The sequence below is a fragment of the Alkalihalophilus lindianensis genome, assembly GCF_032843265.1.
GTDB classification, from domain to species: Bacteria; Bacillota; Bacilli; order Bacillales; family Bacillaceae_D; genus Alkalihalophilus; species Alkalihalophilus lindianensis.
Genome location: NZ_JAWJBA010000671.1, coordinates 1 through 254, shown reverse-complemented (window position 1 = coordinate 254; position 254 = coordinate 1). Strand labels below are relative to the sequence as shown.

The 254-nt window shown below is 36.6% G+C and carries 1 protein-coding gene; it reads left to right on the top strand.

Going from position 1 to position 254, the window contains the following annotated elements:
* Positions 1–165 precede the first annotated feature (165 nt).
* Positions 166–254, top strand: an 89-nt coding sequence (locus tag RYX56_RS23845; protein ID WP_317124318.1) for an FGGY family carbohydrate kinase, incomplete at its 3' end; no start/stop codon positions are given.

Below are 254 nucleotides of genomic sequence, written 5' to 3'. Positions count from 1 at the left end.
CAAGCTGTTTTTTTAGGCAGACTTTCAGGTGCTTTTTGGGTAGTGGTTGCCATGAATATTCTTGTTCTATTCTTTGCCTATATGTGCAATAAAAAAAAGCAGGGCAATCAGATGAATTTATCAAATAGAACAGCTTAAAAAAGCTGAAAAATGGAGGGGTATAGTTTGGAAAAGTTTATTTTATCATTAGACCAAGGGACGACAAGTTCACGGGCCATTCTTTTTAATAAACAGGGGAATATCGTCCATTCGGC